This window comes from Rhodococcus sp. LMD (assembly GCF_056108245.1).
This window is the reverse complement of record NZ_CM148557.1, coordinates 3,937,231-3,960,089: the sequence shown is the minus strand read 5'-3', so window position 1 is coordinate 3,960,089 and position 22,859 is coordinate 3,937,231. Positions and strand designations below refer to the sequence as shown.

The window sequence follows — 22,859 nt, the reverse complement described above, 5'->3', positions numbered from 1 at the left end:
CGGTGGACAGCAGGTACTTCGCGTCGATTCGTGGCGCGCCGACGGTCCCGGTGGCATTGTCTGGGGCATGCCTACTTCGGAGAACCCCGGGGACAGCGTCCCGGGCGAGTACAGCGTCGACGACGAGGACCAGTTGCAGCCGGAGGACTCCCTGATCGACCGCGGCGTCGACGACGTCCTCGACGAGGGATTCTCACCGATGGAACGGCCCGTCGGCCTCGACCGGCACGAGACCCTGGACGAGCGGCTCCGTGAGGAGGAGCCCGAACGGGAGGACGAGGGCGAGAGCGAGTTCCGCAGCTCCGTCGCCGAGGCCGGCCGGACGCGCGCCGGGCGCCTCGTCGCGCCGGACGAGGGCACCGCCGAGGACGAGGACGCCGAGTTGTTCGGAACGGACGTGGGAATCGACGGGGGCGCCGCGTCCGCCGAGGAAGCGGCCGTGCACCTGATCGACGAGGAGGATTCCGGCCGGGAGGACTGAACGGCGACGGCCCGGCACCCGAGAACTCGGATGCCGGGCCGGATATCAGCCGGGGGACGCTCAGCCGGATCCGGTGCCGAGCAGGGACGATTCGTCGTTCTTCCACCGCTCGAGCAGGTACGCGGCGAGCCGGCCCTCGAGGTATTCCATCGCCTCTGCGCCGAACGCGACGTCGCCGGCGCAGCGCGGCTCGCGCTCGACGAGATCACCCGCCACGTCGTAGCGGAGCACCTGCTCGTGCACCGCGTCCGCCTCGATGTGCTCGGTGTAGAAGTGGATGCACGCGTCCGGCGCGCCCAGGCGTTCGAGGCCGCGTGCCATCCGGCGCGCCATCGGCGAGGAGGTGATCTCCGCGGAGGCGAACAGGCCCACGAGTTTCGGGGTGTGCGCGCGGTGCAGTCCGCACAGGGACATGAAGTTCACCGTCGCGAGCGTCTCCGCGGGCACCCGGTCCAGATAGGCCAGGTATCCCGTGTCGAGACCGGCCGCGGCGAGCAGGTCCGAGTAGAGGACCGAGTGCATGCGCTCGGCCCGGCCGCCGCCGAACTCGTCGAACTCCACCGCCACCAGCGCCGCCTTCGCCCTGCCGGTGAGCCGCGGGATGGCGAACGAGTGGGGGTCGGCCTCCTTGAGGTGGTAGACGGACCGGTGGACGAAGAACTCGCGCACCTGCTCCCACGTGCCCCGGTCACGGATGTGATGGGACACGCCCCACGCGTCCTCGGGTTCGCGGCACAGGTCGTCGAACACCCGCTGGGGATCGTCGCCCGACGGCACGTCGGCGCGCAGCCGGTCCAGGAAGAGCCGTTCGAGACCGGCTCGGACGGCCAGCGGGCCCGGCGCCCATTCCCAGCCGGCGTCGACCCCGTCGAACCCGCGGTAGGACAGTTCGTACAACACCGTCAGAGCCAGCTGGGCATCCTCGCCGTAGGGGTCGGTCCCGGCCACCTCGATCGGCCAGAGGCCGGTGTCGGCCGGACGCGCGAGCCGTTCGATCACCTGCCGGGAGACAGGCCCCCGGGCCTGGGGGAGGGCGGCGGACTGCAGCACGGCGGTCGCAGAATTCGCAGGCATGTGCGCGGATACCCGGACCCGATTCGTGCGAAACGCCGGGTGTGGGGCGGGTCCGGGCGGGTATCCGCCCGGACATGAACAGTGAAAAAAGCGACGGTGACAACAGCGACGTGGAGAACGGGACTGCATCCGGCGGCGAGGATGTCGAGCGCCCGCCGCACACGATCGATTACCCCGGTGAGACGGCCGACATGGCCGAGCAGCCCCGCGACGAGATGCGGAACTATCGGGGCCGCGACCTGCTCGCCGGCCGCAAGGCCCTGATCACCGGCGGTGACTCCGGTATCGGGCGCGCGGTGGCGGTGGCCTTCGCGAAGGAGGGCGCCGACGTCGCGATCGCCTACCTCGACGAGCACGACGACGCCGAGCACACCGCGGACCTCGTGCGGCGTGCGGGTCGTCGATGCCACCTCCTCCCGGGAGATCTCGCCGCGGCGGACCACTGCCGGGCGGTCGTCGCCGAGACGGCCGCGGCGCTCGGCGGCCTCGATCTGCTGGTCAACAACGTCGCGTACCAGGAGCCGGTGGACGACCTCACCGAACTCGACGACGCCCAGTGGCGGCGGACGTTCGCGGTGAACATCGACAGCTACTTCCACGTGACGAAGGCGGCGCTCGCCCACCTGCCGCGCGGTTCCGCGGTGATCAACACCGCCTCCATCAACGGTCTGCGGGGCAACAAGTCGCTGATCGACTACTCGGCCACCAAGGGTGCGGTGCTCGCGCTGACGTACTCGCTGGCGCAGTCGTTCCAGGACCGGGGAATCCGCATCAACTGCGTCGCGCCGGGACCGGTGTGGACGCCGCTGATCCCGGCGACCATGGATGCGGAGAAAGTCGCGACGTTCGGGCAGCAGGCCCCGTTCGGCCGGGCGGCGCAGCCGGACGAGATCGCACCCTCGTACGTGTTCTTCGCCTCCGAGACGATGTCGTCGTACTACAGCGGTGAGGTGCTCGCACCGATCGGTGGTGAGACGCTGCCGGGCTGAGCCGGGTCAGCGTCGGTATCGCCAGGGGTAGGCCACCCACAGGGTCAGGAACAGCACGACCGTGACGATGCCCCCGGCGATGCCGGCGGCGGTGTTGACCACCAGCCCGACGACCAGCACGACGACGCCGGCCATCGCGACCCCGAGCAGGAGCAGGCCCGCCATGGCGAAGCGGTGCGCCGTGACCACCAGTTCCGGGAGGCGGCGCTGCCGGAAGAGCAGGCGGTGCATACCGACGGGGGCGACGAGCAGGATGGTGGCCGTGATCGACGCCAGCACGGTGACGAGATAGACGCCGCGCTGGAAGCCGGTCAGCTCGTCGAACCGGCTCTGGAACGGCAGGGTGAGCAGGAAGCCGGTGAGGAGCTGGACGCCGGTCTGCACGACGCGCAGCTCCTGCAGCAGACTCGACCAGTTCCGGTCCAGTCGCTGCACGGGCGTCTCGTGCCGGACCCGCTTGTTCCAGTCCTCGTTCGGAACCGCTGTGGGCTGCACTCTCTCGGCATGCCCCGTACGGCGCTCGTCAAACCTCCCCGGTAGCACCACCGTCCTCTTGTGACCTGTGTCACTGTGGGGGTACTGTCGGCTCCACCAGGGACAACGTCGCTCCGAGGAAAGGAGGGCGGTCATGAAGCTCAATCTGTTCGTCGCATGGACCGGCTACATGCTCGCGTTGGTCTCGATCGTGAGTCTTGCGGGTTTCCTCTACGCCGCGGGGTCCGGCAACGGCGGGTGGGCGCTCGTCGCGGGCGCGGTGTGCGTCCTCGCGGTGGCGTCGGCGATCGCGATGATCGGTAGTACCGTCCATCACGACCATCGTCTGCATCGCGAGACACCGCACCTGTTCTGACGGTTCCGCCGTCTCACGCCTCGGCCAGGCGCCGCTTCTCGAGTTCCACATCGAACCCGGCTGCCGGCCAGTCCAGGTCGAGGCGCTCGAACGCGTCGACGAGCAGTTCCATGACGGCGATGCGGCTGTACCACTTGCGGTCGCAGGGCACGACATACCAGGGGGCGTGCTCCGTCGAGGTCTTGTCCAGCATCGCCTGGTACGCCTCCTGGTAGGCGGGCCACAGCGTGCGTTCGGAGACGTCGCCGGGGTTGTACTTCCAGTGCTTGTCCCGCCGCTCGAGCCGTTCGGCCAGGCGGCGCTTCTGCTCGTCGAGCGAGACGAACATCGCCACCTTGACCAGCGTGGTCCCACTGTCGACGAGTTCACGCTCGAACTGGTTGATCTCGTCGTACCGGGTGCTCCACACGCTCTCGGGCACGAGGTTGCGGACCCGCACGACGAGCACGTCCTCGTAGTGCGAGCGGTCGAACACCCCGAGTTGTCCCGCCCGCGGCAGCGCCTTGTGGATGCGCCACAGGTAGTGGTGGCGCTTCTCCTCGGGCGTGGGTACACCGAACGACGTGTGGTCGACGCCCTGCGGATCCACGTGGCCGATGACGTTGCGGACCATGCCGCCCTTGCCCGCGGTATCCATGCCCTGCAGGATCAGCAGGATTGACCGGCGGTCCCCCGAGCGTCCGTTGGCGAACAGCATCTCCTGCAGGCGCGAGAGCACCGCCCCGCGTTCCTCGATGAGCCGTTCGCCGGTGGCCTTGTCGCCGGTGAAGCCCGGGGTTCCGTTCGTCTCGATGTCGGCGACCCTGGTCCCGGGGTGGGCACGGAGCACCTCGACGGCCGGCGCCTGCCACGGATCGGTGCTCTTGACGGTCATCTGCCGAGCGTGCCACATCCCGTGGCCGGATCAGCCGAGTTCGAGCTCGGTGTCGTCCGGGCGGGTGGGGTAGGGCGGAGCCGACATCCCGTCGACCATGTGGCTGCCCCACAGGTCCGTCTCGGTGATCCGGGCGATCGCCGGAACGGGGCCGTCGGGTCCGGGCACCGTGAGGTGGACGTCGGTGCCGGGGGAGAGGTCGGTGCCCGGCAGGGCTGCCGCGAGTCCGCGGAGACGCCCCCGCCAGCGGTAGCGGCCGCTGATCGGGTCGAATGCCCCCGAGAGCTGGACCTCCGTCGTGGCGTGCTGCTCGCCGACGGTGACCTCGGCGGGGCCGCGGTAGCCGTCGGGTTCGTCGTCGTGTGGGTCGGACATGCCCGCGACCTTACATGTAAACGTCAGTTACACAAACAGGGTCACGGGGTGCCGGCGTCCGGAAGCAGCGGGTGCGGCCGGCTCTTGAAGCGGGCCGGCGAGCCGCCGACGGCTGCGATCCCGGATATGCCGCCCCAGGTCATCATCGTGAGGTAGTCGGTCAGGTCCTCCGCCGACATCGACTTGTTGGAAATCCACCAGTGGGTGGCGAGCTGGATCGCGCCCACGATCGCGTACGCCCACGGGACGGACCCGCCCGAGTCCATCTCCAGGTGCCGCAGCCGCTCACCGATCACCGTCGCGACGAGCTCGGCGATCATCCGCTCCGAGTCGGCCACGACGTCGCGCCCGGCCGCGGCGCTGTTGGTCATCACGTACAGATACACCTCGGGATCGGAGGCGACGGTCTCGACGTAGGTGGCGATCGCGACCCGGGTCAGGTCGTACTCGTCGAGGTCCTCGGCCACCGCCGCGTAGATGCGCGGCGCCAGGATCGTCTCCACGTACCGCAGCATCGTCGCCGTGGTCAGGTCGTTCTTGTCGGTGAAGTACCGGTAGAGAACGGTCTTGGAGACACCGATCTCGGCGGCGATCTCGTCCATCCCGACGTCGCGTCCGCGGGACCGGATCGCCTTGATCGTGCCGTCGACGAGTTCCTCGCGCCGGGCGATCTTGTGTTCGTGCCAGCGACGCTTGCGGCCGTCCTGTTTGGTCGGCGCGGCGGCCGTCGGGACCGGCGTGTCGGTCGGGGACGGGGGCTGGGGAACTCGGTGGTTCGGCACTGGGTGGCACATCCGTTCGCTCGATCGTCCGTCCAGTTTAGAGGGGGCCACGCGGCCGGCCGTGCGGACGTCCCGTTCGGGGCACGACGTCCGTTTCCGCCGCGTCCGCCCTCGCCGGGCGCAGCTTCGGCACAATAGCGGAGGTGCAGCTGATGAGCATCGACGATGACGCCAAGCGCAGGGACCTGCGCCGGATGAAGGCGGTCGCCACCGGCTTCCTGCTCGTGGCGACCGCAATCTACCTGTTCTGCCGCTGGCAGGAGACGCGCGGCGCCGGCGAATGGGTGGGGTACGTGCGGGCCGCCTCCGAGGCCGGGATGGTCGGCGCGCTCGCGGACTGGTTCGCGGTCACGGCGCTGTTCCGGCATCCGCTGGGCATCCCCGTTCCGCACACGGCCATCATCAAACGGAAGAAGGATCAGCTCGGGGCGAGCCTGAGTTCGTTCGTCGGCTCCAACTTCCTCGCCCCCGAGGTGGTGTCGGCGAAGGTCGAGAACGCCCGGATCCCGCTGCGCCTGGGAACCTGGATGGCGGAGCCCGAACACGCCGAGCGGATCGCGCAGGAGACGTCGACGGTGCTGCGGGGACTCGTGACGGTCCTGCGCGAGGAGGACATCCAGCAGATCATCGACAACACCATCGTCAAGCGCATCGCCGAGCCGGAGTGGGGGCCGCCCATCGGCCGGGTGCTGTCCGAGCTGCTCGCCGAGAACCGGCAGCTGCCGCTGATCGACATGCTGGCCGAACGGGCTCACCAGTGGGCCCTCGGCAGCCAGGAGACGATCGATCGCATCATCAGCCGCGACTCGCCGTCGTGGTCGCCGAAGTTCGTGGACCTGCTGCTCGGCGAGCGGATCCACCGCGAGCTGGTCGAGTTCACCTGGAAGGTGCGGTCCGACCCCGACCACGAGGTGCGTGTGGCCGCGAACCGGTTCCTCGCCGACTACGCGCGGGACCTGCAGCACGATCCGGTCACCATCGCCAAGGCGGAGAAGGTCAAGGCGGAGATCATGGGTCGGGAGGAGGTCACCCAGCTGGCCTCCGCGACGTGGCGGGCGGCCAAGCGGATGATCCTCGAGTCGGTCGACGACCCGCACAGCACGCTGCGCACGAAGGTCACCGAGAACGTCATCCACTTCGGGGTGCGGCTGATGGAGGACCACGAGCTGCGCGGCAAGTTCGACCGCTGGCTGCTCGACGGGGCCCGGTACATCGCGGCCAACTACGCCGACGAGATCACCGCGGTCATCCGGGAGACGGTGGAGCGCTGGGACGCGGAGGAGGCCAGCCGCAAGATCGAGCTCCAGGTGGGGCGCGATCTGCAGTTCATCCGGATCAACGGCACGGTGGTCGGGTCGCTCGCCGGTCTGGCCATCTACACGTTCTCGAATCTGCTGTTCGCGTGACGTTCCACACCTGCTAGCAGAGTGCTTGCTACAGCTAGCACTTGTCGGTACAGTGGAACCGTGTCCACGAAGGAACGGGGTGAACCCGCCGACGGAGGGGACGATGACAAGGACGATGCGTCCGGCGCCACCGAGATCGCCACGCGGGTGGTCAGCACTGCCGCGCAGGACATCGGCAGTTTCATCCGCTCGCAGCGCGAGGCGGCGCAGGTGTCCCTGCGTCAGCTTTCCCAGCTCGCCGGCGTCAGCAATCCCTATCTGAGCCAGATCGAGCGAGGGCTGCGCAAGCCCTCGGCCGAGGTGCTCGGGCAGATTGCCAAGGGGCTCCGGATGTCCGCGGAGGTCCTCTACGTCCGGGCCGGGATCCTGGAGCAGCGCCCGACGAGCGCGGTGCGCGACGCGCTGCTGGCCGACGCCGTGCTCAACGAACGGCAGAAGCAGGTCCTGCTCGACATCTACGAATCGTTCTGCCGAGAGAACGGTTCCCACCCTTCCGGGGCGGACCTCTCACCCGAGGTGTCTGCACCCGAGGTATCCGCACCCGCGGCCGCTGCCCCGAACGGCGCGACCGACCCCGATCGACAGGAGAACTGACATGACCGATCCGAAGAACCTCGCCACCCCGCTGTACGCCGCTGTCGGCGCCGGCGACACCGTGGTCCAGGCGGTGGCCGACATCGTGGCTCGCACCCGCCGTCGCGCCGAGACCACCCAGACCGACGTCGGCGACCGGGTCGACAGTGCCCGGGGCCGTCTCGCCGACTTCCAGGAGGACCTGACCGAGAACGTCGAGTCCCTGCGCGAGCGGCTCGCCGGCCTGCCGGCCGAACTGCCCGAGGATCTCGCCGAGCTGCGCGAGAAGTTCACCGCAGAGGAGCTGCGCAAGGTCGCCGAGGCCTACCTGAAGGTGGCCTCCGACATCTACACCGCACTCGCCGAGCGCGGTGAGGAGACCATCGAGCGGCTGCGCAAGCAGCCGGTCGTGGAGGAGGGCATCGGTCGCGCCGAGGCCGCGTTCGGTGACGCCGTCGAGCTCACCGAGGAGGCGCTGGGCACCGTGGCCCGACAGACCCGCGCCGTGGGCGAACAGGCCGCCCGGCTCGCGGGCCGCGCCGCCGGCCGGATCGAGGAGACCGCCGGCGACGTCGGCGAGGCCATCTCCGGGGCCGGCGAGGAGGCCGGCCTGCGGGTGCTCGACCTCGGTGGCCAGGCCCAGGAGGCGGCTTCGGAGGCCGCGGACCGGGTCGAAACCGCCGCGCTCGAGCTCGACGAGGCCGCCACCAAGGTCGAGGAGGCCGCGGAGAAGGCAGCCGCGCCGAAGACCGAGGCTCCGGCGCCCAAGACGCCGGCCAAGGCCCCCGCCAAGGCTGCGGCCAAGACGCCGGCCAAGGCGCCCGCCAAGAAGGCGGCGCCGCGCAAGACCACCGGCGCCTGATCACACCGGTCGGTAGAACCGCCGACGGCCCCCACGCGACCTCCGCGTGGGGGCCGTTGCTCGTACCATGGGAACGTGCCCAACGTCGATTCTCTCGCCGCCCTGATCATTTTCGCTCTGCAGATCGTCGCGCTCGCCGGGGCGGGTTTCGCCCTCCTGCATGCCGTGCGGCAGCCCGCCGAGGCGTTCCCCGCGGTCGACAAGCTCACCAAGCCGGTGTGGCTCGGCATCCTCGCCGCCTCGCTGCTGGTGATCGTCGTCTTCTGGGGCACCTTCATGATGCTCGGAATCATCGCGGTGATCGCCGTGAGCGTGTACCTCGTCGACGTGCGACCGCGGGTGGACGAGGTACAGCGGCCGCGCTGGTAGTTCCGCTCGGAGGCCTTGACAAGCGCCGAGCGGTTGATGACACTTCGGGTAACGGGTAATTACCGAGACGAGGTGATCGACGATGGCGCTCACCCGGACCGTCCGCACGGACGACCGTGAGGACACCGCCGAGAGGCTGCTGGCCTCCGCGGCCCGTTCCTCCTACGACCCGGCCCTCGAGATCGACTGGGACGCCCCTGTCCCCGCCGACAAGTACGGGATGACCCCCGAGTGGAGCAGCCTCTACGGCACCGCCCTGTGGGAGTCGATGAGCGAGCGGCAGCGGATCGTCCTGACCCAGCACGAGGCCGCCAGTATCGCCGGCACCGGCATCTGGTTCGAGATGATCCTGATGCAGATGCTCGTGCGCGACCTCTACCGCCGTGACCCCGCCACCGCCTACGTCCAGTTCGGGCTCACCGAGATCGCCGACGAATGCCGGCACTCGACGATGTTCGCGCGCGCGGCACAGCACTTCGGGATCCCGTCCTACCGGCCGAAACGCTGGATCCGGGAGAGCGGCCGGCTGTTCAAGGCCACGGCAGGCGGGGCCCTCGCGTTCGGTGGAACCCTGTTCGCCGAGGAGATCCTCGACGCGATGCAGCGCGACTTCATGCGCGACGAGCGGGTCCAGCCCGTCACCCGCACCGTCAGCCGCATCCACGTCGTCGAGGAGTCCCGGCACATCCGCTACGCGCGCGAGGAGATCGTCCGCCGCACCCGCCACCTGTCCCGCACCGAGCGCGTCCGCGTCCGGCTGCAGCTGGGCATCTCCGCGTACTTCGTCGTCACGAGCCTCGTGCACGACGACGTCTACGCCGCCGCGGGGCTCGACGTGGCCGAGGCCACGGCTGCGGTACGGGCCAACACGCACTACCACGACCGGCTCCGTGAGGGCGCCCGACGGACGATCGAGTTCCTCGACGGCGTGGGCCTGATCGGGGGGCCGTCGACCCTGCTGCTCCGCCGCGCCCACGTCCTGTGATCGCGGACCCGTCCCTCGGCCGTCGCGTCCCGCGACGGCCGTCGTTCCAGGAACCAGGAGAACAACACAGGTGAAGAAGCCGTCCCGCAGGACCACCCTGGCGCTCGCCGGGGTGGCCGGCGCTGCCGCCGTCGCCGGACTCGTGGCCTACCGCGCCCGCCGTCGCCGCACCGTGGTGCGCGCCGCCGACCGGCCACCGCATGCGCTGCTCGCGCCGCCCACGCTGGACCCCGACATCGTCGACCTCACCACCGACGACGGCGCTCACCTCCACATCCGCGCCTACGGCGATCCGGACGCCGACCCGATCGTGCTCAGCCACGGGTGGACGTGCAACGCCGACTACTGGATCCCGCAGATCAACGCACTCGCCGGGCGCTACCGGGTGATCACCTACGACCAGCGCGGTCACGGCCGCAGTGACCTCGGTACCCGGACCTTCGGCCCCGACGTTCTCGCCGACGATCTCGCAGCGGTCCTCGCGGCGACGGTGCCGGCCGGCCGCAGGGCAGTGCTCGCCGGGCACAGCATGGGCGGCATGAGCATCATCGCGTGGGCCGGCCGCCACCCCGAGCAGGTGCGGGAGAAGGCGTCCGGAGTGCTGCTCGCGAGCACCGGCACCGACAGCCTGCTCGCCGAGGCCGCGCTGCTGCCGCCCCGCCTGGGCCGGGTACCGGAGCCCGTCGCGCGGCGTGTTCTCGGCGCCGCCGTGCCGCTCGTCGCCTCCCCCCTGACCACCCGCGCGCTGAAGTACGTCGCCCTCGCGCCCGGCTCGAGCACCGCCGAGGTGGAGTTCTGCGAGAAGATCGTGCTCGGCTGCACCCCCCGGGCCCGGGGCAACTGGGGGACGGCGCTCAGCGCAATCGACATCCGAACGGGCCTCGAGCACCTCACCGTCCCGACCACCGTGCTGGTCGGCACGGCGGACCGCCTCACGCCGCCGGTGCACGCGCACCGGCTCGCCGAGGCCCTCGAGGCCGCCGGGCACCTCGAGCATTTCGTCGTCCTCGACGGGATCGGGCACATGAGCTCGGTCGAGGCGATCGACGCGTTCGACGACGAACTGCTGTACCTCGCCGAACGGGAGCCCGTGCAGGCAACCGCCTGACGCTCCCATCCGCGGCGGCCGCGGCACCGAACCCCCCGTGTGCCATCCACTGGAGAAGGACCCGTGACCGTGTCGGGCCACCGCGCCGCGCGTGCCCTCGCCGGACTGGTGTCGTTCGGTGTCGTCCTCGGCGTCGGCGAACTGCTCGCGGCGCTGGTCGGGCCGGCATCGTCGCCGTTCTACGCCGTCGGCGCCACGACTGTGGACCGGGCGCCCGCGTGGGCCCGCGAGTTCGCGATCGACACGTTCGGAACGTCGGACAAACCGGCGTTGTTCATCGGCATGTCGGTGATCCTCGCGGTGCTTGCCGTGGCGGCGGGGCTGCTCGAACAGCCCCGCCGACCGCGCGGCGGCGTCGTCCTCGCGGTCCTGGCCGCCGTCGGCGGATACGCGGCACTGAGCCGGCCGGGTGCCACCGCCGTCGCTGCGCTGCCCACCGTCGTCGGCACCGTCGCGGGCGCGGTGCTGCTGCAGTACGCCGTCCGGCTGCTCGCCGCATCCGGCGTCCGCGACGACGGGACGGCAACCCCGGCGGCGTGGCCGCGCCGCCGGTTCCTCACGGTGCTCGGCACCGCCGCCGCGGTGGCCGTGGCCGCCGGCGCCGCCGGCCGGCACCTCACCGACCGGCTGGCGCGGGCCGTCGAGGATCGTGCCCGGTTCCTGGTCCCGCGACCGGCCCGGGCCGCCGCACCCGTGCCGGCGGGCACCGAGGTGACGGCCCCCGGGGCGACCCCCTTCCTCACCTCGCCGGCGGAGTTCTACCGCATCGACACCGCGCTGCGGGTGCCGCGGTTGCGCACCGCGGACTGGCAGCTGCGTATTCACGGCATGGTCGAGCGGGAAGTGACACTCACCTGGGACGATCTGGCCGCGTTCGAACCCGTCGAACGGATCCTCACCCTCACCTGCGTGTCCAACGAGGTCGGCGGCAACCTGGCCGGCAACGCCCGCTGGATCGGATACCGGATGAGCGACCTGCTCGCCCGCGCCGGAGTCCGGGCCGACGCCGATATGCTCCTGTCCACCAGCGCCGACGGCTTCACCTGCGGCACCCCCGTCGACGCCGTCCTCGACGGCCGCGACGCCCTGCTCGCCGTCGCGATGAACGGCGAACCGCTGCCGTTCGAACACGGGTACCCCGCCCGGCAGGTGGTGCCCGGGCTGTACGGGTACGTCTCCGCCACCAAGTGGGTCGTCGACTGGGAACTGACCCGATTCGGCCGGGCCGAGGCCTACTGGACGCAGCGCGGCTGGGCGGAACAGGCCCCCGTCCGGACCGCCTCACGCATCGACGTCCCCGCCGCCTTCGGCCGGCTCGAGCCGGGGGCCGTGGTCGTCGCCGGTACCGCGTGGGCGCAGCAACGCGGCATCGACCGCGTCGAGGTCCGCGTCGACGGCGGCCCCTGGAACGACGCCGAACTCGCCGAGGAGTACTCGCTCGACACGTGGCGGCAGTGGACGTGGCGATGGGACGCGACGCCCGGCACGCACACCCTCGAGGTGCGTGCCACCGACGGGGAGGGCCGGGTGCAGGACGAGCAGCGCCGCCCGCCGATCCCCGACGGCGCCACCGGCTGGCACAGCCGCACCGTCACCGTGGGCTGACCGGCCGATGCCGCGCCGTCAGCTGAAGACGACGGTCTTGCTGCCGTGCACCAGCACCCGGTCCTCGAGGTGCCAGCGCAGCCCGCGGGCCAGCACCAGCTTCTCGACGTCACGACCGAGGCGCACCATGTCGCCGACGGTGTCGGCATGACCGACGCGCACCACGTCCTGCTCGATGATCGGGCCGGCGTCCAGCTCGGGGGTCACGTAGTGGCACGTCGCGCCGATCAGTTTCACGCCGCGGGCGAAGGCCTGATGGTAGGGGCGTGCGCCGATGAACGACGGCAGGAAGCTGTGGTGGATGTTGATCGCCCGGCCCGCCCAGTGCTCGCACAGCTCGGGCGGCAGGATCTGCATGAACCGCGCGAGCACGACCGCGTGCGGGTCGTGCACGTCGACGAGTTTGCGCACCTGCTCGAACGCGGGCCCGCGCTGCTGCGGATCCTTGGGGAAGGACACGTAGTGGAAGTCGATGCCGTGCCGGCGGGTCACCCGCTCGAGGTCGGGATGGTTCCCCACGACCGCACAGATCTCCGCGTTCAGCTCGCCGGCGGCCACCCGGCCCAGGATGTCGTGCAGGCAGTGGCCTTCCTTGCTGACGAGGAGCACCACCCGCTTGGTCTCGCCGGTGTCCTGCAGCGTCCACTCGGTTTCCGGGCCCAGTTCCGCCGCGACGGTCGCGAATCGCTGGCGCAGTTCGTCGAGGCCGAGCGGAATGGAGGAGGCGCGCACCGCCTGACGAGTGAAGAACCAGCCGCTGTCGGGGTCCGCGTGGTAGCCGGCTTCGACGATCGAGCCGCCCACGTCCGCGAGGAAGGTCGAGATGCGGGCGACGATGCCGGTGGCGTCGGGGCAGCCCAGTGACAGTACATACCGACGGTCGTCGGACGAGGCAGCGGAGGTCATGCCGTCCAGTCTCTCAGGTGGGATCCCGGCCCCACCCGACCGGTCACACCGTCGCGGGGGGCCGCCGGACCGTGGCGGTCCCGACGAGGGTCGTCGCGTCGATCGTGTGGATGCCGCGCTCGGTGACGGCCGCGAGGAATTCGGCGCGCACCGCGGCGACCGCGTCGGCGTCGAGCCCGGCCAGGACCGCCCGCAAGCCCGATCCGGTCACCAGTGCCCAGCACAGCTCGTCGGTGGCGGGGAGCAGGTTCGACAGGGTGCGTACCTCCACCGAGTGGGTGCCGGCGGCCGCGAGCCACGCCTCGAGGGTGCGCGGCAGATCGATCGTGTGCAGCGGCGTCCGGTCCCGCAGCGACGGCCGGCCGGCCACCGCCGGGTTGCGCAGGCCGACGACGTCGAACAGCGTCGCGCTGATCTCCTCCATCGCCCCGGCCCGCCATACGGTCACACCGACCCGGCCGCCGTGCCGCACCAGGCCCACCAGACGATCGAACGTCGCGTCCATGCGGGGCAGCAGGAACACCCCGTAGGAGACGGCGAGCGCGTCGTACCCGTCCTCCGGGACCGCGGACGGCGGTTCCCACGTGGTGGCGTCCGCGCACACGAAGTCGATGTTCTGCAGCGCCCGCTCGGCGGCGACGAGCCGGCCGATCTCGAGCAGGTCGTCGGCGACGTCGATCGCGTGGACCCGGCCGGTCGGTCCCACCGCCGCCGCAGCGGGCAGCGCCGAGGCGCCGGCGCCGCAGCACACGTCCAGCACCGTCGCGCCGGGACCGGGCCCGAGCTGGAAGATCAGCGCCTGCCCGGCCGGACCCCACACCGTCGGGGTGAGCCGGTCGAAGTCGCCGCTCGCGTCGTCGAAGGTGCTCGCGAGCCGTGCCGTCTCGTCCACTGCGTCGGCCATGCCTGGTCCTCGGGTTCTCGAAGCCGGGGCCGGAGCCCCGGACGCCCAGCGGTGCAGCCGATACCTTATGGCAATACCGAACGTTTCAGTTCCGTAGGCTGGATGGCCCCTTCGCGTCCGGTGAGACGAGTGCGGTGCGGCGGCGAGGACGGGGATGCCGGTCGTGACCGTCTTCCGGGCGACAGGAAGCGTTGGGCGAGTTCGACGTCGGAGCCGGGGTGCGCATGGTCACCGCCGGCGCGGTGCCGTTCACCCGCGCAGGACCTCGCGCTCCTCGCCGGCAGGGAATCACCCGGGAATCCGGCCCCAGCCGTGGAGAGAACCGGCCCGTCGGCACGACGGACTTCGCGCGGGCGGCGCCTAGAATCGGAAGCAATCCGAGGTGGCGTCATGATCAGGTCCGCAGATCACCGGCCGGCAGAACCGGCCACCGGCAGTGCCGCGGTACACCTCCCGGAGTGCCGGGCGCAGTCCGAAGACCGGGTGCACAGTGTCCGGTGACGCCGCTGCACGTTCCGCTGATCCGCCCCCGAGGGAGCTCGCGGACGAATTGGGCGCGGCCGGTTTCGTCGAGCCGCGGGTGGCAGGGCGGGGAGGGTTCGGCATCGTCTACCGCTGTCGTCAGCCCGCCCTCGACCGAGTGGTAGCGGTCAAGGTGATGAGCCCCAGTCCGGACGAGACCGACCGCGTGCGGTTTCTGCGCGAGCAGCAGGCGATGGGCCGGCTGTCGGGGCATCCGAACATCGTGCACGTGCTCGAGGCCGGCGTCACCCGTACCGGGCGTCCCTTCATCGTGATGCCGTTCCACCGCCGGGACTCCCTCGAAGCGTGGATCGACCGGCGCGGGGCCCGCACGGTCGCCGAGGTTCTCGACATCGGCATCAAGGTGGCCGGGGCGCTCGAGACGGCGCATCGGGCGGGTGTCCTGCACCGCGACGTCAAACCGGCGAACATCCTGATCTCCGAGTACGGCGAACCGCAACTGACCGATTTCGGGATCGCCCGGCTGTCGGATCGGCAGGACACCACGCGGGGCTTGGTGGTGGGCTCGCCCGCCTACACCGCGCCGGAGCTGCTGCACGGGCAGTCTCCGTCGGTCGTCTCGGACGTCTACGGACTCGGCGCCACCTTGTTCACCGCTCTGGCCGGCCGGCCTGCCTACGCGCGCCGCCGTGGGGAGGAACTGGTGGCGCAGCTGCTGCGGATCAGCACCGAACCGATTCCGGATCTGCGCGAGCGGGATGTTCCGGAGGGGGTGTGTGCGGTGATCGAGCAGGCGATGGCCCGGGAGCCCGCCCACCGTTTCGGTACGGCGGCGGCGTTGGGGGAGGCGCTGCGCAGCGCCGGGACCGATCTCGGTTACCTCGTTGCCGACCTGCCGCTGCCGTTGGCCTGGGACGAGGAGAGCCCACCGCAGCAGGAAGGTCGCGAATCCCCCGCGACCGCGGCGTATCTGCGCCTCGACCCGTCGGCTGGTGGATCCGTGCCCGCTCGTCCGCCCGCCGCGGCGACCAAGTACCGTCCACCGGTCGCGGCTCATGCGATGGTGCAGCGCACCCGGTTGCTCGACCGGCTCGGTACCGCGACCCGGGCGCGACTGATCTTGATCCACGGCCCGGCCGGATACGGCAAGACCACCGTGGCCGCCCAGTACGTGCGGATGCTCGAGCACGACGGTGGCAAGACCGCGTGGTTGTCGATCGACGAGGACGACAACACCCCCGCCTGGTTTCTCGCGCATCTCGTCGATGCGGTCACGGTGACCCTGCCCCGGCTGGGCAGAGAGCTGACCCGTGTCCTGGAGGGACACGGGGAGGGTGCCGAGCGGTTCGTGCTGACCACCCTCATCAACCGGACACACACGGGCGGGCAGCACATCGCGGTGGTACTCGACGACTGGCACCGGGTGACCAACCCCGCCAGCCGGGCCATCGCCCGGTTCCTGCTCGAGCAAGGGTGCCACCACTTGCAGCTGGTCGTCACCAGCCGGGCCCGGCAGGGTCTGCCGCTGAGCGGCCTGCGCGTGCACAACGAGTTGATCGAGATCGACGCCGCCGCATTGCGCTTCGATGTCGACGAGTCCCGCGAGCTGCTCACCGGTACTACCGGATTGACCATGGAGGACAAAGACATTGCCGAGCTCGAGGAAACAACCGATGGGTGGGCGGCGGCCCTGCAGCTGGCCTCGCTGGCACTACGCGAACACCATGACCCCCGGACGGTCATCCGCCAGCTGTCGGGCCGGCATCGCGCCCTCGGCGAGTACCTCGCCGAAAACGTCCTCGACAGCCTCGAACCGGACCTGCTCGACTTCCTGTTGGCCACCGCGGTCAGCGAACGCACGTGCGCAGCCCTGGCCACCGCCCTGACCGGCCGCCGGGACGCCCAGGCCGTGCTCGAGGACGTCGAAGACCGGGACCTGTTCCTCACCCGGCTCGACGAGGAAGGACAGTGGTTCCGTTACCACCACCTGTTCACCGACTATCTACGCCGCCGGCTCGAACGAGGCGACCCGGAACGGCTGCACGAGCTGCACCGGACCGCGGCCCGGTGGTTCGCCGATCAACGCCTGTCGAGTGCGGCGGTCGATCATTTCCGCGCTGCCGGCGACGACGACGCGGCGATCGACGTGGTCGAGCGGGAAGCGATCCCACTGCTCGAACAATCCCGGATGAACACTCTGCTCGGGTTGGAGACCAAGCTACCGACGACCGCCGGCGCGATGCGGCCACGCCTGCAGCTGGCGGTGGCCTGGGCGCACGCACTGCTACACCACCGCACTGCGGCCAACGACGCCCTCAGCCGCCTCGAGACAGTGCTGCCGACCGTGCCCGGCGACGAAGAGGCTGACGCCCGGGCCGAGGCCTCTCTCATCCGGGCCACCATCACCGTCTTCGACGACCGTCTCGACCACCTCGGCGAGGCACTCGAGGCATGCATCGCCCGCGCCGACAGACTCCGTCCGTGGATTCTGTGCGGTGTTGCCGATGTGGCCTCGTTCCGCGAGATCCAGCGGTTCGACTTCGACGAGGCCCGGCGCTGGCAGCAATGGGCACGCCCGTATCACCGCCGCGCCTCCGGGCCGTTCAGTGTCATCTACGGCTATTGCCTCGATGCGGTGGCCGCACGGGAACAACTCGATCTCGACGGCGCCGAGACGAGCCTGCGCCACGCCATGCACCTGGCCACCGCTTCCGACGAAGACAATTCCTACAGCTCCCGCCTCACCGGTGCCCTCCTCGGGGAAATGCTGTACGAACAGGGAAACCTCGCCGAGGCCGAAGGCCTGCTCGACGAGAGCTACAGCCTCGGCGCCGAAGGCGGAACCGTCGAGTTCATGCTCGCCACGTACGTCATCGGCGCTCGCCTGAAGCATCGCCTGGGGCAGCACGAACAGGCCGCCGAGCGACTGGCCGAAGGGGAGCGGCTGGCACTGTCACTGCAACTGCCCCGTCTGGCGGTGCATATCACCAACGAGCGCATCCGGACCGGCATCGGGATACCGCAGGTCTCCCCGGACGCCTTCCCTGCCGGGCTTCCGAGCGACGTTCCTGACGGGATCGCCCAGGTCACGGCCGAGACCACGGAAGAGGCGGCAATCCGGCTGCTGCTCGCCGCCGGCTCCGACAGTGACCGGACACACGCGTGCCGGCGCGCCCGAATCCTCACCGAGTCGATCAGCGCCACCGACCGGCCCCGAGCGTCCCTCTATGCCCGCTTGCTGCTGACCGAGTGCCTTGTCACGGTCGGCTCACTCGCGGAAGCGGAACGAGTGTTGCTGCCCGTCCTCGAGCAGTGTGCACGGTCGGGGTTGGTCCAGCCGGTCCTCGATACCGGACCCGCTGTGCGAGAACTCGTTCGGCGGGTCGGTGCGGACCGGCACGGCCGCAGCATCAGCCCCGCCCTCGGCCACTTCCTCGATCGGCTGCACACAGCACCACGGCCGTCCGCAACACCGGAGGACACGTGAGTCCTCCCACCCCGGGGAACACCGGATCGAGCGCATCGCGACACCGCGATTGCCGCCCCGACGATCCCCCGCGCTAGCCGATCTCGTAGAACGGAGGGGCGTAGCGGAAGACGCCGCGCAGCTGCGGCCGGTGCGCGGTGAGGGCGCGGGCCTGCAGGTGCGACGCCCATTCGGGCACGTCGGGATCGACACCGAGCTCGGCGGCCGGGACGAACCCGAAACGCGGGTAGTAGTCCAGGTGCCCGAGCAGCACGACGAGCGGTTCGTCGAGGGCATCCGCCGCGCCGAGCACCGCGTGCATCAGGGCGCCCCCGACGCCGGCGCGCTGCCACGCCGGCAGCACCCCGATCGGCCCGAGCGCCAGCGCCGGCTCGCCGTCGACCGTGCCGCGGGTGACGCACACGTGCCCGACGACCGAGCCCTCGGCTCCGGTTGTGCCCGAGTCCTCGGCTCCGGTTGCGACGAGCGAGAGCCGGGGCAACCACGCCGGGCCGGCACGCAGCGCCTCGACGAGGCCGGGCTCGACCGGCTCCACGCCGGCGGGAGCGAGCGGCGCGAATGCGGCGCGGTGCACGTCGCCGATCGCAGGGACATCGGCGGGACGTTCTCGTCGGATGAACACCAGAGCAGTGTGGACACCGGCGCCGGGCCGGGCAACGGAATATCGCTGTGGAAAGCTGACGGGCATGCCGGAGACCACCCTCACCCGTGCCCGGGTCGCCGCGATGGTCGACCACACCCTGCTCAAACCCGAGGCGTCGGGCGCCGACGTGCGCGCGCTCGTCGACGAGGCCCGCGAACTCGGGGTCTGGTCGGTCTGCGTGTCGCCGTCGATGCTGCCGCTGCGGGCGGACGGACTCGTCGTCGCCACCGTGGCGGGCTTCCCGTCGGGCAAGCACCATTCGCTGATCAAGGGCGCCGAGGCCCGGCTCGCCGTGGATCAGGGCGCCGCCGAGATCGACATGGTGATCGACATCGGCGCGGCCGTCGCGGGGGACTACAACGCGGTGCTCGCCGACATCCTCACCGTCCGGGAGGCGATCGGGTTCGAGCCCGTGCTGAAGGTGATCCTCGAGTCGGCGGCCCTGTCGGACGAGGCGATCGTCGAGGCGTGCCGGTGCGCCGAGCGGGCGGGCGCGAACTTCGTCAAGACGTCCACCGGGTTCCATCCCGCCGGGGGCGCGTCCGTGCACGCGGTGCGGCTGATGGCCGAGACCGTGGGCGGCCGGCTCGGCGTCAAGGCCAGCGGCGGCATCCGCACGGCCGAGGCGGCGCTGGCCATGATCGAGGCCGGTGCCACCCGGCTCGGCCTGTCCGGCACCCGCGCGGTGCTCGACGGCCTGCCCGAGTGAGCGGGCCGCGGCCTCAGCAGTCGAGCTGGTTCTGCGACTGCTGGCCGGCCGGCGGCTCGGGCATCGTGTAGGCGCCGCCCTCGAGCGTCACCGCGATGCCGGAGTCGGTGACCGACACGGACGTCGCCTGCATGTCCAGCGGGTACTGCTGCAGGCTCTCGGTGAGGATCTGCACGATGCCGTCGACCAGCGCTGTCGGCAACCCGATGCCGAACAGCGACGCATCCACCGTCTCGATCGCGATCGTCCCGTTCCGGGCCTCCGGGCGCACGGTCAGTTCCGCCAGCCCGGCGCCGCCCACGGTGAATCGGAGGGTGCCGGCGTCCGCGTCGGGGGTGACGTCGGTGATCAGCGAGCCGAGGGGCAGCGTCTGCACCGTCGCGAGAATGCCCGGCGACGGCCACACGACCTCCGCGCTCGAGCTGCCGATGGTCCCGGCGCCGGCGGCGCTCTCCCGCAGGTCCACGTCGCGGACCACGGCGTGTACCTGCATCTCCTGGGCAGGGCCGAACGCCGTGTCGTCGCTGTCGAGCGTGACGGACGAGACCTGCTTGTCCACGAGCGAGAGCAGCACCGGTTTCCACCCGAGATCCACGTCGACGTTCGTGCCGAGTTCGCTCTCGAACGACTGCGCGAGGCAGTTGGTGGCACGGTTGCGGACGTAGACCTCGGCGCCGACGAGCACCGCGACCAGCGCGACGGCGAGGACGATGCCGATGGTGGCGAAGGGGACACGCTTCCGGTTCGTCATGGTTCCGGATTCTCCCGAAGAACTCTGAGGAAGGTCTGTGAAGATGCGCCGCCGGGACCGGAAAGTGTGAGGTGTACCACAGTTGTTCGGTACTGTGGCGGCATGACGGGCTGGACGGAACCTGAACACGACGCCTCCGGCCGGGTGGATCCGGACGAGGCCCTGCGACACACCGCGCTCGCCCAGGCGGGCTTCTTCACCACGCGGCAGGCCGTGGCCCACGGCATCGCCACGATCGACTTCGTCGGCCGGATCGCGGCCGGGCACTGGGTCCGGATCCAGACGGATCTGTTCCGGCTCGGTGACAGCCCGCACACGAAGTTCGACGAATTCGCGCAGTGGTGCGCCTGGTACGAGGGCGCCGCGGTGGTCTCCCACCAGAGCGCGGCGGACCTGCACGGCATGGGCCACCTGCAACCCCGCTTCCTGCACCTGTCGACGGCCGACCAGCGGACGGTGCCGAGCAACCGGCTCGCCCTGCACCACCGGCAGCTGCGCGAGCAGGACTGCGAACAGGTGGGGTGCTTCCGCATCACGACCCCCGCGCGGACCGCTGTCGACCTGGCGGCGGGCGGAGTCTCCCAGGAGGTGCTCGACGAGCTCGTCGGCGACGCCATCGCCATCGGACGGGTCACCTCGGCGCAGCTGCACGCCGCGGTCGTCGATCAGCCCGCGGCGGTCGCCGACCGCATCGAGCTCGCGCTGCTCGCGGCCGGCTGAGTCTGCGCGGGGGCGACGAAGTCCCACGGCACGGTCAGCACACAGTCCCGCAGGCGACGGCGTTGCGGCGCCGCCGGCACCCCCTGGGCGCGCAACAGGTCCAGGGTCGCGCGCCAGCGCACGCGCGGCCCGAACGCCGCGTGCGGGGCCGCCGCCGCCCAGGCCCGATCCGCCACCTGCAGCAGCTCGTGGATCCGTTCCCCCGGCACATTGCGGTGGATCAGCGCCTTCGGCAGCCGCTCGGCCAGGTCCGACGGTGTGGCCGAATGGAACGGGCTCCACGCGAGGGTGAGCGTGCGCGGGCCGTGCTCGTCGAGCAGCACCCATGCGCACCGCCGGCCCAGTTCGTCGCACGTGCCGTCGAGCAGCAGCCCGCCCGGTGCGAGCCCGGCCCGCAGCCGAGCCCACGCCGGCGCCACCGCCTCCTCCGGGTACTGACGCAACACGTTGAATGCGCGGATCAGCACCGGCCGGAGCCCGGCCAGCTCGAAGCCCCCGCGGGCGAACTCCACGCCGTCGCGGCCCGGCACCACCCGCTCGGGATCGATCTCGAGACCCACCACCCGCAGCCGGCGGCGCACCGTGCGCAGCCGCGCGGCCAGTTCGAGGGTGGTCACCGGCATCGCGCCGTAACCGAGGTCGACGACGAGCGCATCGTCCCGCGAGTGCAGGACGCGGGCGACGTCGGGATGGTGCATCAGCCACCGGTCGCTGCGGCGCAGGCGATTGATGCCCGTGGTGCCGCGGGTGACGACACCTTCCGGGCGCGGTACGCGCACGGGGGGGAACTACCCGAACCGGCGCGCGAGCCAGTCGGCGGTGATCTCCGCCTCGGTGCGGAACAGGTCGACGAGGTTGACGAGCATGAGCTGCTCGAGTTTGCCGCCGATGAACGGCAGGAAGACCTTGGCCTCCGACGTGGTGCGCAGGGTGCTGCCCCCGTCCGAGGCGAACAGTTCCATCGTGCCGGTGAGGCTGCCGGGCCCGGCGGGGATCGAGGCCTGGTAGCTGCCGGTGATCGTGTCGCCGAGGGGGGTGTAGGTCTCCTTGCGGGTGATGACCATGTCCTTCTTCATCACCGTCCGGGCGATCTCGGGCAGTTCCGTGCGGGGCAGGACGTGGTGCAGGACCAGGTCGATACCGTCGTCCGACACCTCGAACTCGGCGAGATGGTTCTCGGAGTACTTGCGCATCTCCACGATGCGCGCCTCCCAGTGCGTGCGGTCCGAGAGCGCCTCGTACACCTGCTCCGGGCTGTACGGATAGCGGGCGGAGTAGTCGATTCGCCGTGCCATGACAGCCGAGGTTACCGGTTCGTTACCGAACCACGGAAATCGTCACGGCTCCGCAACGGCACGTCAGTGTGGTTCGGACAGCCGTCGGTGCGGTTCGGACAGCCACTGCGCTGTGAACGTGCGCTCGACGTCGAACAGTTCGACGATCTGCTCGACGATGATGCCCTCGATCTTGCCGCCGAGGAAGGGGATCCGCACCTCGGCGGTGCCGTCGATCTCCACGATGGTGCCCGAGCCGTCCGGGGCCATCGTGGACGTGCCGTCCACCTTGCCGGGCAGCCCGTCCACGTGCGCGGAGAAGCTGCCCGTCGCGCGGTCCCCGCTCAGCGGCTGCCACGACTCGTGCCGATGGATGACCAGGTCGCCGGGATGGAAGTTGGTGACGAAGCTCGGCAGGTGCTCGGCCGGGATGGACTGCGTCATGTGCAGGTCGATCGTCCCGTCGCCGATGCGCACGTCCTCGAGGGTCGCGCCCGGGCCGCCGATCTCCGCCAGCCGGGTCCGCCAGTAGTTCTCGTCGACGAGCGCCGCGTGCACCGTGGCGACGGGGAACGCGTAGTGCGAGTAATGGTCGATGCGGCTGCCCATGGTCGGCACGCTACCGTTTGCGGGTGTCTGATCCGCGTAT

25 protein-coding genes are annotated in these 22,859 nt (G+C 70.8%); 13 read left to right on the top strand and 12 right to left on the bottom strand.

Annotation, left to right across the window (positions count from 1 at the left end; all coding sequences use genetic code 11):
• Positions 1-67 precede the first annotated feature (67 nt).
• Positions 68-481 (top strand): DUF5709 domain-containing protein, encoded by a 414-nt coding sequence (locus tag ACWPQI_RS18090; protein ID WP_010592142.1) that lies wholly within the window; start codon positions 68-70, stop codon positions 479-481.
• Positions 482-541: 60 nt separating this feature from the next.
• Here ACWPQI_RS18090 and ACWPQI_RS18085 read toward each other — a convergent pair whose 3' ends face one another.
• Positions 542-1,555 carry an iron-containing redox enzyme family protein gene (locus tag ACWPQI_RS18085; RefSeq protein ID WP_040270851.1) on the bottom strand — a complete coding sequence of 338 codons (1,014 nt, stop codon included), beginning with the start codon at positions 1,553-1,555 and terminating at the stop codon, positions 542-544.
• Between the two features lie 74 nt (positions 1,556-1,629).
• Between ACWPQI_RS18085 and ACWPQI_RS18080 the strand changes: the two genes are divergently transcribed.
• Complete coding sequence (locus tag ACWPQI_RS18080; RefSeq protein ID WP_371851033.1) at positions 1,630-2,544, top strand: SDR family oxidoreductase; 915 nt, start codon at positions 1,630-1,632, stop codon at positions 2,542-2,544.
• Positions 2,545-2,550: 6 nt separating this feature from the next.
• Here the strand turns inward: ACWPQI_RS18080 and ACWPQI_RS18075 are convergent, their stop codons facing one another.
• Entirely contained in the window at positions 2,551-3,039 is a 489-nt protein-coding gene (locus ACWPQI_RS18075) for a DUF6328 family protein (protein ID WP_010592139.1), read from the bottom strand.
• A 133-nt stretch (positions 3,040-3,172) separates the two neighbouring features.
• Here ACWPQI_RS18075 and ACWPQI_RS18070 point away from each other — a divergent pair, with 133 nt between their 5' ends.
• Positions 3,173-3,394 (top strand): hypothetical protein, encoded by a 222-nt coding sequence (locus ACWPQI_RS18070; RefSeq protein ID WP_010592138.1) that lies wholly within the window; start codon positions 3,173-3,175, stop codon positions 3,392-3,394.
• A gap of 13 nt (positions 3,395-3,407) precedes the next feature.
• On the opposite strand, the gene ACWPQI_RS18065 is transcribed toward ACWPQI_RS18070, so the two are convergent.
• From ACWPQI_RS18065 to ACWPQI_RS18055, 3 genes are read right to left on the bottom strand one after another with little or no spacing between them, the layout of a single operon-like run.
• Positions 3,408-4,268, bottom strand: a complete 861-nt coding sequence (locus ACWPQI_RS18065; protein WP_010592137.1) for a PPK2 family polyphosphate kinase — start codon at positions 4,266-4,268, stop codon at positions 3,408-3,410.
• Positions 4,269-4,298: 30 nt separating this feature from the next.
• Entirely contained in the window at positions 4,299-4,643 is a 345-nt protein-coding gene (locus ACWPQI_RS18060; RefSeq protein WP_010592136.1) for a DUF4873 domain-containing protein, read from the bottom strand.
• 41 nt (positions 4,644-4,684) lie between these two features.
• Positions 4,685-5,425, bottom strand: coding sequence for a TetR/AcrR family transcriptional regulator (locus ACWPQI_RS18055; RefSeq protein ID WP_040270853.1), 741 nt, complete (start codon positions 5,423-5,425; stop codon positions 4,685-4,687).
• A gap of 152 nt (positions 5,426-5,577) precedes the next feature.
• On the opposite strand from ACWPQI_RS18055, the gene ACWPQI_RS18050 reads away from it, so the two are divergent.
• The 7 genes from ACWPQI_RS18050 to ACWPQI_RS18020 all read left to right on the top strand — a co-directional run bounded on the left by ACWPQI_RS18050 (position 5,578) and on the right by ACWPQI_RS18020 (position 12,333).
• Complete coding sequence (locus tag ACWPQI_RS18050; RefSeq protein WP_225222515.1) at positions 5,578-6,831, top strand: DUF445 domain-containing protein; 1,254 nt, start codon at positions 5,578-5,580, stop codon at positions 6,829-6,831.
• Positions 6,832-6,891: 60 nt separating this feature from the next.
• Complete coding sequence (locus tag ACWPQI_RS18045; RefSeq protein WP_010592133.1) at positions 6,892-7,425, top strand: helix-turn-helix domain-containing protein; 534 nt, start codon at positions 6,892-6,894, stop codon at positions 7,423-7,425.
• Position 7,426: 1 nt separating this feature from the next.
• A complete protein-coding gene (locus ACWPQI_RS18040; protein WP_010592132.1) occupies positions 7,427-8,266 on the top strand; it encodes a hypothetical protein in 840 nt (279 codons plus the stop codon).
• A 75-nt stretch (positions 8,267-8,341) separates the two neighbouring features.
• Positions 8,342-8,635: a DUF2516 family protein gene (locus tag ACWPQI_RS18035; protein ID WP_003937507.1), complete on the top strand. Its 294-nt coding sequence runs from the start codon at positions 8,342-8,344 to the stop codon at positions 8,633-8,635.
• Positions 8,636-8,717: 82 nt separating this feature from the next.
• A complete protein-coding gene (locus ACWPQI_RS18030; protein WP_010592131.1) occupies positions 8,718-9,620 on the top strand; it encodes an AurF N-oxygenase family protein in 903 nt (300 codons plus the stop codon).
• 70 nt (positions 9,621-9,690) lie between these two features.
• A complete protein-coding gene (locus ACWPQI_RS18025) occupies positions 9,691-10,728 on the top strand; it encodes an alpha/beta fold hydrolase (protein ID WP_017681229.1) in 1,038 nt (345 codons plus the stop codon).
• Between the two features lie 63 nt (positions 10,729-10,791).
• The gene (locus tag ACWPQI_RS18020; protein WP_082061230.1) at positions 10,792-12,333 is read left to right on the top strand and encodes a molybdopterin-dependent oxidoreductase; all 1,542 of its coding nucleotides are present in this window, start codon (positions 10,792-10,794) and stop codon (positions 12,331-12,333) included.
• Positions 12,334-12,351: 18 nt separating this feature from the next.
• Here ACWPQI_RS18020 and purU read toward each other — a convergent pair whose 3' ends face one another.
• Together purU and ACWPQI_RS18010 are read right to left on the bottom strand one after the other, a co-directional pair.
• Positions 12,352-13,239 carry a formyltetrahydrofolate deformylase gene (gene purU / locus ACWPQI_RS18015; protein WP_010592127.1) on the bottom strand — a complete coding sequence of 296 codons (888 nt, stop codon included), beginning with the start codon at positions 13,237-13,239 and terminating at the stop codon, positions 12,352-12,354.
• Positions 13,240-13,282: 43 nt separating this feature from the next.
• Complete coding sequence (locus ACWPQI_RS18010; RefSeq protein WP_017681767.1) at positions 13,283-14,143, bottom strand: class I SAM-dependent methyltransferase; 861 nt, start codon at positions 14,141-14,143, stop codon at positions 13,283-13,285.
• A gap of 436 nt (positions 14,144-14,579) precedes the next feature.
• Between ACWPQI_RS18010 and ACWPQI_RS18005 the strand changes: the two genes are divergently transcribed.
• Positions 14,580-18,113, top strand: coding sequence for a protein kinase domain-containing protein (locus ACWPQI_RS18005; protein WP_459178870.1), 3,534 nt, complete (start codon positions 14,580-14,582; stop codon positions 18,111-18,113).
• A 73-nt stretch (positions 18,114-18,186) separates the two neighbouring features.
• Here the strand turns inward: ACWPQI_RS18005 and ACWPQI_RS18000 are convergent, their stop codons facing one another.
• Complete coding sequence (locus tag ACWPQI_RS18000) at positions 18,187-18,735, bottom strand: GNAT family N-acetyltransferase (protein ID WP_010592124.1); 549 nt, start codon at positions 18,733-18,735, stop codon at positions 18,187-18,189.
• Positions 18,736-18,799: 64 nt separating this feature from the next.
• On the opposite strand from ACWPQI_RS18000, the gene deoC reads away from it, so the two are divergent.
• Positions 18,800-19,465 (top strand): deoxyribose-phosphate aldolase, encoded by a 666-nt coding sequence (deoC, locus tag ACWPQI_RS17995; protein WP_010592123.1) that lies wholly within the window; start codon positions 18,800-18,802, stop codon positions 19,463-19,465.
• 13 nt (positions 19,466-19,478) lie between these two features.
• On the opposite strand, the gene ACWPQI_RS17990 is transcribed toward deoC, so the two are convergent.
• The gene (locus ACWPQI_RS17990; RefSeq protein ID WP_474738417.1) at positions 19,479-20,216 is read right to left on the bottom strand and encodes an LmeA family phospholipid-binding protein; all 738 of its coding nucleotides are present in this window, start codon (positions 20,214-20,216) and stop codon (positions 19,479-19,481) included.
• Positions 20,217-20,318: 102 nt separating this feature from the next.
• Here ACWPQI_RS17990 and ACWPQI_RS17985 point away from each other — a divergent pair, with 102 nt between their 5' ends.
• On the top strand, positions 20,319-20,936 hold the full coding sequence (locus tag ACWPQI_RS17985) for a type IV toxin-antitoxin system AbiEi family antitoxin domain-containing protein (protein WP_010592121.1): 618 nt from the start codon (positions 20,319-20,321) through the stop codon (positions 20,934-20,936).
• Here ACWPQI_RS17985 and ACWPQI_RS17980 read toward each other — a convergent pair.
• From ACWPQI_RS17980 to ACWPQI_RS17970, 3 genes are all read right to left on the bottom strand, one after another.
• Entirely contained in the window at positions 20,882-21,715 is an 834-nt protein-coding gene (locus ACWPQI_RS17980; RefSeq protein WP_064065787.1) for a hypothetical protein, read from the bottom strand. The two genes, ACWPQI_RS17985 and ACWPQI_RS17980, sit on opposite strands and share 55 nt — an antisense overlap.
• A gap of 9 nt (positions 21,716-21,724) precedes the next feature.
• The gene (locus ACWPQI_RS17975; protein WP_064065786.1) at positions 21,725-22,231 is read right to left on the bottom strand and encodes a DUF2505 domain-containing protein; all 507 of its coding nucleotides are present in this window, start codon (positions 22,229-22,231) and stop codon (positions 21,725-21,727) included.
• Positions 22,232-22,294: 63 nt separating this feature from the next.
• Complete coding sequence (locus tag ACWPQI_RS17970; RefSeq protein WP_124258998.1) at positions 22,295-22,819, bottom strand: DUF2505 domain-containing protein; 525 nt, start codon at positions 22,817-22,819, stop codon at positions 22,295-22,297.
• Positions 22,820-22,859: the final 40 nt, after the last annotated feature.

Coding starts and splice junctions, on each gene's coding strand:
- ACWPQI_RS18090 (WP_010592142.1), top strand. CDS start 68: ATGCCTACTTCGGAGAACCCCGGGGACAGCGTCCCGGGCGAGTACAGC.
- ACWPQI_RS18085 (WP_040270851.1), bottom strand. CDS start 1,555: ATGCCTGCGAATTCTGCGACCGCCGTGCTGCAGTCCGCCGCCCTCCCC.
- ACWPQI_RS18080 (WP_371851033.1), top strand. CDS start 1,630: ATGAACAGTGAAAAAAGCGACGGTGACAACAGCGACGTGGAGAACGGG.
- ACWPQI_RS18070 (WP_010592138.1), top strand. CDS start 3,173: ATGAAGCTCAATCTGTTCGTCGCATGGACCGGCTACATGCTCGCGTTG.
- ACWPQI_RS18065 (WP_010592137.1), bottom strand. CDS start 4,268: ATGACCGTCAAGAGCACCGATCCGTGGCAGGCGCCGGCCGTCGAGGTG.
- ACWPQI_RS18060 (WP_010592136.1), bottom strand. CDS start 4,643: ATGTCCGACCCACACGACGACGAACCCGACGGCTACCGCGGCCCCGCC.
- ACWPQI_RS18050 (WP_225222515.1), top strand. CDS start 5,578: ATGAGCATCGACGATGACGCCAAGCGCAGGGACCTGCGCCGGATGAAG.
- ACWPQI_RS18040 (WP_010592132.1), top strand. CDS start 7,427: ATGACCGATCCGAAGAACCTCGCCACCCCGCTGTACGCCGCTGTCGGC.
- ACWPQI_RS18030 (WP_010592131.1), top strand. CDS start 8,718: ATGGCGCTCACCCGGACCGTCCGCACGGACGACCGTGAGGACACCGCC.
- purU (WP_010592127.1), bottom strand. CDS start 13,239: ATGACCTCCGCTGCCTCGTCCGACGACCGTCGGTATGTACTGTCACTG.
- ACWPQI_RS18010 (WP_017681767.1), bottom strand. CDS start 14,143: ATGGCCGACGCAGTGGACGAGACGGCACGGCTCGCGAGCACCTTCGAC.
- deoC (WP_010592123.1), top strand. CDS start 18,800: ATGCCGGAGACCACCCTCACCCGTGCCCGGGTCGCCGCGATGGTCGAC.
- ACWPQI_RS17990 (WP_474738417.1), bottom strand. CDS start 20,216: ATGACGAACCGGAAGCGTGTCCCCTTCGCCACCATCGGCATCGTCCTC.
- ACWPQI_RS17985 (WP_010592121.1), top strand. CDS start 20,319: ATGACGGGCTGGACGGAACCTGAACACGACGCCTCCGGCCGGGTGGAT.
- ACWPQI_RS17975 (WP_064065786.1), bottom strand. CDS start 22,231: ATGGCACGGCGAATCGACTACTCCGCCCGCTATCCGTACAGCCCGGAG.
- ACWPQI_RS17970 (WP_124258998.1), bottom strand. CDS start 22,819: ATGGGCAGCCGCATCGACCATTACTCGCACTACGCGTTCCCCGTCGCC.